Here is a 7,477-nt window from a genome sequence, read left to right on the forward strand (position 1 = left end):
ATCGAGCGATCAGAATCAAAAGGGCGAGACCTTGTTTTAACTATTTCGACAGGCAATTTGGATCTGTCGGACGTAAAGCTAGGCGATAGTATTGCGGTAAATGGCGTATGCTTAACGGTAGTAACTTTGAACTCAAAAGGGTTTACTGCAGACGTATCGGCAGAGTCCTTGGTGCATACTAATCTCAAAGAGTTTCAAGCGGGTACGAAGGTTAATTTAGAGAAAGCGCTGACTTTATCGACACGTTTAGGTGGCCATTTGGTAAGTGGTCATGTTGATGGTGTGGGTCAAGTGCTTGCCAGAAAGCAGGATGGACGCTCGATTCGTTTTGATATTCGTAGTCCAGAAGAAATTCGCCGCTATATTGCAAACAAAGGCTCGGTAACGGTTGATGGGGTTAGCCTCACGGTAACCGGGCTGTTAGCAGAAGGCTTTTCGCTGAATATTGTGCCACACACGGCAGGCGAAACGACTATCGACGCTTATCAGGTTGGCCAATCAGTTCATATAGAGGTTGATTTGATGGCTCGTTATGCTGAGCGCCTATTACAGGTAGGCTCTTCTGATGTCACTGAACAGAAAACGGAAGGCAACTTGGATAAGGCCTTTCTGGCACAAAATGGTTTTTTAAGATAAACCTTTTACACTGTATTAAATAATAGGCAGCGTTTCACCTTCGATATCGCTGCCTTTTAAGATGAATAACACTGGGGAGGCTCAATGGAGCTCAACACCGTAGAAGAATTAGTTGAAGATATCCGTCAAGGCAAAATGGTTATATTGATGGATGATGAAGATCGTGAGAACGAGGGCGATCTAGTGATTGCGGCTGAACAGGTTCGTCCGGAAGATATTAACTTTATGGCGACACATGCGAGAGGCTTGATCTGTATGACGATGTCGGCAGAGCGGGCAGACTTCTTCGGCTTACCGCCGATGGCTCACGCAAACAATGCTCAGTTTTCAACTAACTTTACTGTGTCTATTGAAGCGGCTTCGGGTGTGACAACAGGTATTTCAGCGGCTGATCGTGCGCACACTATTCGTACAGCTGTAGGACGTAACACTAAGCCAAGTGAAATTGTTCAGCCTGGCCATGTGTTTCCAATTGTGGCGCAGCCTGGTGGTGTATTAAGCCGAGCAGGGCATACTGAAGCAGGTTGCGATCTGGCTCGTATGGCAGGTTTTGAGGCGGCTTCAGTTATAGTCGAAATTATGAATGAAGACGGTACTATGGCTCGTCGTCCTGATCTTGAAGTCTTCGCAAAAGAGCATGATTTGAAGATTGGCACAATCGCCGACATGATTCACTATCGGGCGTTGAATGAGCAGACCGTTGTTAAGCAAGAAGAGAATCAGGTTGAGACCGAGCATGGCACATTTGATCTGATTACTTATAAAGATACCTTGCAAGGTCATGTTCACATGGCGTTTGTAAGAGGTGATTTATCAAAGGTGGATGCGCCGGTTATTCGGGTTCAGTCTCCTGATATCCTGCGTGATAGTTTAGGTGTTAAAGTGCCAGGATCGCAGAGTTGGTCTATGCAGCATTCGTTAGAGCGAATCAATGAAGAAGGCGCTGGCGCCTTAGTAGTTTTAGGTGGCCCGGCTGTTGACTTGGAAGAACGCTTGGCAGGATTTTTTGTGAACAAGCCAGCACCTTCGCAGACAGGAACGGGGGCGTATTTGACAGTGGGCACAGGCTCTCAGATCTTGCGTGATTTAGGCGTGACAAAAATGCGCCTATTGAATCCACCTGTTAAGTTTTCAGCTATTTCAGGTTTCGATTTGGAAGTGGTTGAATTTATTCCATATACAGCTTCTTGATGAAGTGGCTATTGAAATAAAACGAAACGAATTTTAAGAACGGTAACATACTAAAGAGAAAGGTCTTATGCGAAATATTAAAACCTATGAAGGTGATTTTAGAGATACGACGGGTGCAAAGTTTGCGATTATCGTGACACGATGGAACTCCTTTGTGGTAGAAAGCTTGCTAGAAGGTGCGGTGGATTCTTTGGTACGTCACGGTATTGATGAGAGTGATATCGAGATATTCCGCATTCCTGGCGCATTTGAAATGCCTTTAGCCGTGAAACGTGTTGCTGAAACTAAAAAGTATGACGCAGTGGTTGCTTTAGGAGCGGTGATCAGAGGCGGTACGCCTCACTTCGAGTATGTTGCTGGAGAGTGTGTGAAAGGTTTGGGTGCCGTATCATTGGATACAGGTATTCCTGTTGCCTTTGGCGTTCTGACGGTGGACACCATTGAGCAGGCGATTGAACGTGCCGGCACCAAAGCGGGTAACAAAGGTGAAGAAGCTGCGATGTCAGTTCTAGAGATGGTTCAACTATTTAAACAGTCAGGTATTTAAGTGAGCGAATCTAACCCTGCCGCAGGCGGTCAGCCTGTAAAGAAAACTGGAACGGCACAGCGTAAGAAGGCTCGAAAGTTGGTTCTTCAGGCGCTATATCAGTGGCAAATTTCCGGCTCCAGTATTGCTCAGGTAGAAGCAGAGTTTCGTACCGATCATGACTTTGATCGTATCGACTCGGCTTACTTTCGTGAAGTCTTTAGCGGTATACCTAAAGAAGTGACAGAATTGGATCAGGCAATTGAGCCTTTTCTGGATCGCGCAATTGTGGATGTTGACCCGGTAGAGATGAATGTTCTGCGTATGGGTGTCTTTGAATTTAAGCACCGCATTGATGTGCCTTACCGTGTGGTTATTAATGAGGCTGTTGAACTGGCTAAGTCATTCGGTGGTACTGATGGCCACAAGTATGTGAATAGTATTCTTGATAAGCTCGCCTTGCGTTTGCGCGCGGCTGAAACACGTCATAAACCCTCTTAGTGTTATAGCAACTTAGTTGATCCGATGCCATCTGCTCCTTCTGAATTCCAAATAATTAAACGGTATTTTGAAGGAGTGGGGCCTATCGATAAGCAGCTCGTTAACCAGGGTATAGGTGACGATTGTGCTGTCATTAACCCTCCTGCGAATAAGTCTCTGTGCTTCTCACTTGATACTATGGTTGAGGGGCGGCACTTTCCCAAGTCGGCACCGCCGCAACAATTGGCTATCCGAGCAATGTCTGCGTCATTGAGTGATTTGGCTGCAATGGGGGCGTCACCAGCATTCTTTACCTTGTCTTTGACGCTTCCTGATTCTGACCCGGATTGGCTTGAAGGCTTTTCAAGGGGGCTCAAGTATATGGCGGAGCGTTATCAATTGAGCCTCTTGGGCGGAGATACAACGCGAGGGCCATTAACTATTGGTATTCAGGTGCATGGTTTTACAGCTCAAGACAAAGCGCTACGTCGTAGTGGTGCTACAGAAGGCGAGGTGTTGGTTGTGACAGGGTGCTTGGGTGATGCGGGTGCTGCGCTAGACCTGCTGGATAAGAGTGCGCTTAGTGGCGTTGAGGAATACCTCCTGGGTCGATACTATGCTCCCACGCCAAGATTTGCAGAGGGCTTATTGATCACCCCCTACGCGAGTGCTTGTATTGATATCTCGGATGGTTTGCTAGCTGATGCAGGGCATATTGCTGAGTCTTCTTCATGTGGCCTAAGGATTGACCTGGACGCCTTGCCCTTGTCGAAAGAATTGCGTGAATTTTCTAAAGATAGAGCTGCGCTACTGGCACTGACTGCAGGAGATGACTACGAGTTACTTTTTACGATCCCTGAGGAAGGTTGGCAGGTATTGGAGTCGAAGGCTGAGGCGAGTGCTTTCACTAGAATAGGGCGGGTTGAGCCCAAGAGTTTTGGTGTTAAGGTCTTTTCTGGTGAGCAGGAAGTCGAAATAGAGAGAAAGGGGTTTCAGCATTTTGAGTAAGTTACCGCAAGGTTTTTTAAAGAATCCGGCACACTTTGCTGCTTTTGGTTTTGGTAGTGGTTGTGCACCGAAGGCACCCGGGACAGCAGGAACATTAATGGCGATTGTTCCTTATTTATGGCTGCAGCATTTAGCCTTAGAGTGGTACTTGGTGGTTATTGTGCTGAGCTTTGTTGTTGGCTGTTGGCTGTGTGCTAAAGCTTCCAAAGCCTTGGGTGTTCATGATCATGGCGGAATTGTTTGGGACGAGTTTGTTGGCTATTGGATAGCAATGATAGGCGCGCCGAAAGGCTGGTTGCCTATTGTACTAGGCTTCATTCTGTTTCGGGTTTTTGACATCTGGAAACCGCAGCCGATTAAATATCTGGATCAGCATATCCATGGTGGTAGCGGTATCATGATTGATGATGTGATTGCTGGCCTTTTTGCTCTAGTGATTCTGCAAGTTCTCTATTTTAGCTTACCGGGCTTGTTCTGAACTTCGATTTCTAGCGCATTATTTCTTAATGCGCTAGTTCACTTTGCAGAATGCTTTAATGGGCTGTTTCTTTGGTATAGGGAGCTGGCAGTTTGTTGATGATTTTTAAAAAGCTTTGCAGGCTATCCCGGGCTCTTTCTTTATTTGCATAAGGCCCGCTATCGAAGCCTTCACGAGTAGAAAAGTACCACTTATTACCAACACTGAAAAAGCGACTGCTGCGAAAAGGTATTTCCCCTTGTTCGCCTGTGCGGTGTGAAAGATCGGCTTGTTCATTCATTGGTGTATCCTCCAATTAATACTTGTCGTTGTTGTTATTTTACTTAACTGTATAACAAATTCCCGAAAAATCAATTTGTTGCCAAGAGGTGTGCTTGGAGGCACAATGCTGTCAGTTATTTTTCCACTTAGAGGCGTTTATGTATCGATTTTTTCAAGGCTTAAGAAGGCCAAAGTTTTTAGGTTTAGTGTTAAGTTTAGTTTTATTGAGTGCTTGTTCTGCTTCAAATAAGGTGGTGCAAACCTACGAAGGAAATATATTGCCTCAGGATCAGTTAGCGGTAGTGCTTGCTCCAGAAAATATAAGTCTGATTTCTGTTAATGGGCGAGAGGTTCCTACTTATCTGTTAAGTAATATTGAAACAAAATATGGCCTGAGAGCCGGTCTTAACCAGCTTGTATTCAAGTACGAAAGTATCTGGGCGAAGCCTGGTCCTCAGACAAATGGAAATAGTAGGTCAGAGAAAACCGAGTCACAGTTAGTGATGCTCGAGTTTAATGCTCTGGCAGGGGAGTCATATAACTTTGTATATGCCGAAGCGGATAATATCAGAGAGGCTCGTAGCTTGGCTTCAAACTTCTCTGCATCGCTTGTTGATAAGGTGGGGCAGGAGCTTGCTGTTTCAGTCCCCTATACCGAGAAGAGCTCGGCTAATCAGAAGGTTTTCGTATCCGGGAAGGTGACTGGCGCCGACTCAGGCTTGAGTGAGTCAAAAAGTGAAGCTGCTTCCAGTCTGGTCTCGCTGAAAGAGCTTTGGGGGAAGACTAGCACTGAAGATAGAAAAGCCTTTTTGGTTTGGGCGTTTCAGGAGTAAAAAAGCGCTAAGTCGGCTTAGGTCGAAGAGCTGGCTCTACAGCTTGCCGCTATTTTCCTACGCAAAAGATGTTGCTGACTAAGCCGGCAACATCTTCGATAAAACCAGTCTTGTTTGTATTTGGCTCACTCAGATCAATATCGGTGCAATCTGGTATTTCTGTTTCGCTACTTAGAATCGTTTCTATCGCTGTCTGAAAGTATTTTTCAAAGGGTTGCTTAAGGGACAGTGCTTCAGGGTTGTAGGTGCAGGTGACACTGTAATTGCCGTTATAACTCACAATCATCAGTGCTAAACCAATACCGTCAAATAAAGGCGCAGTGCTAATAAATTGTGTTAATTCTGCATTTTCAAAGTAGAGCGGGAATTGAGGGCCAGGAATGTTAATGATCGGTAAATTGAACATCGGCTTATGTTTCTGTGCCAGTAGAAACTCAGAATAAACTCGTGCAGACAGTCCCGCAATGCAAGAGGGAACGAGTTCGGTCAAGTGGCTGGCTGATATTGCTGAGTCGTAGTGATTTTCCAAGGTTGCTGCCTTGTGAATCATGCAAATTCGCTTTATCGGGTCCTGCTCTGTGCTAGCAAGTGAGAATAATGTGGCGGCTAGCTGGTTTCCGGACTTAACGTCGAGGCTTGTTGAGCGAACAGATATCGGTGCTAGCGCAATAAGGTCTGATTCGGACTCGGCTTCCATATCTCTAAGATAGCTGGCAATGGCTTCGGCGCAGATCCCCATGACAACGTCATTTGTTGTGACTGAGCCAAGGCCTTTCTTAATCGACCTTACTTGATTGAGAGGAATCTCTATATTCTCGATCGCACGAGACTTGCTGATCTTTTGATTCATTGGTGTGTCGGCAACCTTCATCAGACTAGATGGAAGGTTGAGAGAGGAAAGGCGCTCGGTGATAACGGAGTAAAATGCCGAGGCAGCCGTGTCTTTTGCCAGTAAAGTGAGTTTTGCCGGAATATTAAATACGTTGTTATAGGCTGCACCTAGCCAGGAACCTGTGTCGGGTAGAGGGGTTGGTGTCCNGTCTTGATCTGATTCAGGTTTTGTCACTTCAGGGCTGACATGAACTAACTGGCTTAGAATATCTTCACCACTTACTCCGTCAATAGCTGCGATGTGAACCTTCAGCAGAAGAGCGAAGTGTTCTTGCTCGTAGCTTTTGCTTGGGTCAACTTGCAAATCCTCAATATATCTAGCTTCCCAAAGAGGGCGAGTCCGGTCGAGCGGCGCACTAAAAAAGTCGGCTGCGCTATTGAGTAGCGTTTCTTTCTGGCTTAATTTGTCGTGGCTGATATGTCGGGCGGCGTCAAAGTCCGGGTCGTCAGTCCAGACGGGTAGGTCTAGATTGAGAGGGTATTCGACTAAGCGCTCACGAAAGAATGGTTCATTCCCGAGTTTTGACTGGAGTACACGTTGAAAGTGCTCAAAATCAAGTGTGTTGTCGCCTTTAGGGCGCTGGAATACGAAAACACCACCTACGTGGAGAGGGGTGTGTTCGGTTTCCAGATATAAAAACGAAGAATCAAGTTCGGACAGCTGCTGCATTCATCAGGCTCATGTTTATACTTTTAATGTTTATAGTATATCGAAGCTTTGTGCGATGGAATAACTTATTTGTCTCTCTGGACTGCAAGCTTTGCCAGCCCAGCAAGTGCTTCTTTATAAACGCTGCCTGGAAGAGTACCTAGGCAGTCGCATGCTTTTTGATAAGCTAGATCAGCCTGCTTTTTAGTGTAATCTAGCGCGCCACTATTTTGTACAGCGATACAGATTGCATCGAGCTGGCTTGCGTCACCATTACGGATGGCTTTACGAATTAGAACTCGCTCTTCTTCACTGCCGTTTTTCATAGTGTAGATCAGCGGCAAGGTTGGTTTGCCCTCGGCCAGGTCATCGCCGACATTCTTGCCCATTGTCTCGGCGTCGCCAATGTAATCCAGCATGTCGTCAACCAGCTGGAATGCTAAGCCTAGCTGCAGGCCGTATTCCTTTAAGGCTTCTTGTTGCTCAGTACTTGCGTTTGCAAGCAGAGCTGAAGAGTGAGACGC

The 7,477-nt window shown here is 46.2% G+C and carries 10 protein-coding genes; 7 read left to right on the forward strand and 3 right to left on the reverse strand.

Annotated elements, in window-relative coordinates:
- The 6 genes from A3756_RS16105 to A3756_RS16130 all read left to right on the forward strand — a co-directional run.
- Window positions 1-636, forward strand: a 636-nt coding sequence (locus tag A3756_RS16105) for a riboflavin synthase (RefSeq protein ID WP_255376522.1), incomplete at its 5' end; no start/stop codon positions are given.
- Window positions 637-720: 84 nt separating this feature from the next.
- A complete protein-coding gene (ribBA, locus tag A3756_RS16110) occupies window positions 721-1,827 on the forward strand; it encodes a bifunctional 3,4-dihydroxy-2-butanone-4-phosphate synthase/GTP cyclohydrolase II (RefSeq protein WP_068511373.1) in 1,107 nt (368 codons plus the stop codon).
- A 67-nt stretch (window positions 1,828-1,894) separates the two neighbouring features.
- On the forward strand, window positions 1,895-2,374 hold the full coding sequence (ribE, locus tag A3756_RS16115) for a 6,7-dimethyl-8-ribityllumazine synthase (protein ID WP_068511375.1): 480 nt from the start codon (window positions 1,895-1,897) through the stop codon (window positions 2,372-2,374).
- Entirely contained in the window at window positions 2,375-2,854 is a 480-nt protein-coding gene (gene nusB, locus A3756_RS16120; protein WP_068511377.1) for a transcription antitermination factor NusB, read from the forward strand.
- Window positions 2,855-2,878: 24 nt separating this feature from the next.
- Complete coding sequence (thiL, locus tag A3756_RS16125) at window positions 2,879-3,841, forward strand: thiamine-phosphate kinase (protein ID WP_068511379.1); 963 nt, start codon at window positions 2,879-2,881, stop codon at window positions 3,839-3,841.
- Window positions 3,834-4,319 (forward strand): phosphatidylglycerophosphatase A, encoded by a 486-nt coding sequence (locus A3756_RS16130; RefSeq protein ID WP_068511380.1) that lies wholly within the window; start codon window positions 3,834-3,836, stop codon window positions 4,317-4,319. The genes thiL and A3756_RS16130 overlap by 8 nt, the downstream gene beginning before the upstream one ends.
- A 55-nt stretch (window positions 4,320-4,374) precedes the next feature.
- Here A3756_RS16130 and A3756_RS16135 read toward each other — a convergent pair whose 3' ends face one another.
- On the reverse strand, window positions 4,375-4,599 hold the full coding sequence (locus A3756_RS16135) for a DUF6316 family protein (RefSeq protein WP_068511382.1): 225 nt from the start codon (window positions 4,597-4,599) through the stop codon (window positions 4,375-4,377).
- Window positions 4,600-4,738: 139 nt separating this feature from the next.
- Here A3756_RS16135 and A3756_RS16140 point away from each other — a divergent pair, with 139 nt between their 5' ends.
- The gene (locus A3756_RS16140) at window positions 4,739-5,413 is read left to right on the forward strand and encodes a DUF2057 family protein (protein WP_068511384.1); all 675 of its coding nucleotides are present in this window, start codon (window positions 4,739-4,741) and stop codon (window positions 5,411-5,413) included.
- Window positions 5,414-5,462: 49 nt separating this feature from the next.
- Here A3756_RS16140 and A3756_RS16145 read toward each other — a convergent pair whose 3' ends face one another.
- Window positions 5,463-6,974: a wax ester/triacylglycerol synthase family O-acyltransferase gene (locus A3756_RS16145; protein ID WP_068553926.1), complete on the reverse strand. Its 1,512-nt coding sequence runs from the start codon at window positions 6,972-6,974 to the stop codon at window positions 5,463-5,465.
- Window positions 6,975-7,039: 65 nt separating this feature from the next.
- Window positions 7,040-7,477 (reverse strand): polyprenyl synthetase family protein (locus A3756_RS16150; RefSeq protein WP_197481340.1); only part of this gene is annotated, 438 nt, incomplete at its 5' end.

The sequence above is a fragment of the Oleiphilus sp. HI0086 genome, from assembly GCF_001635225.1.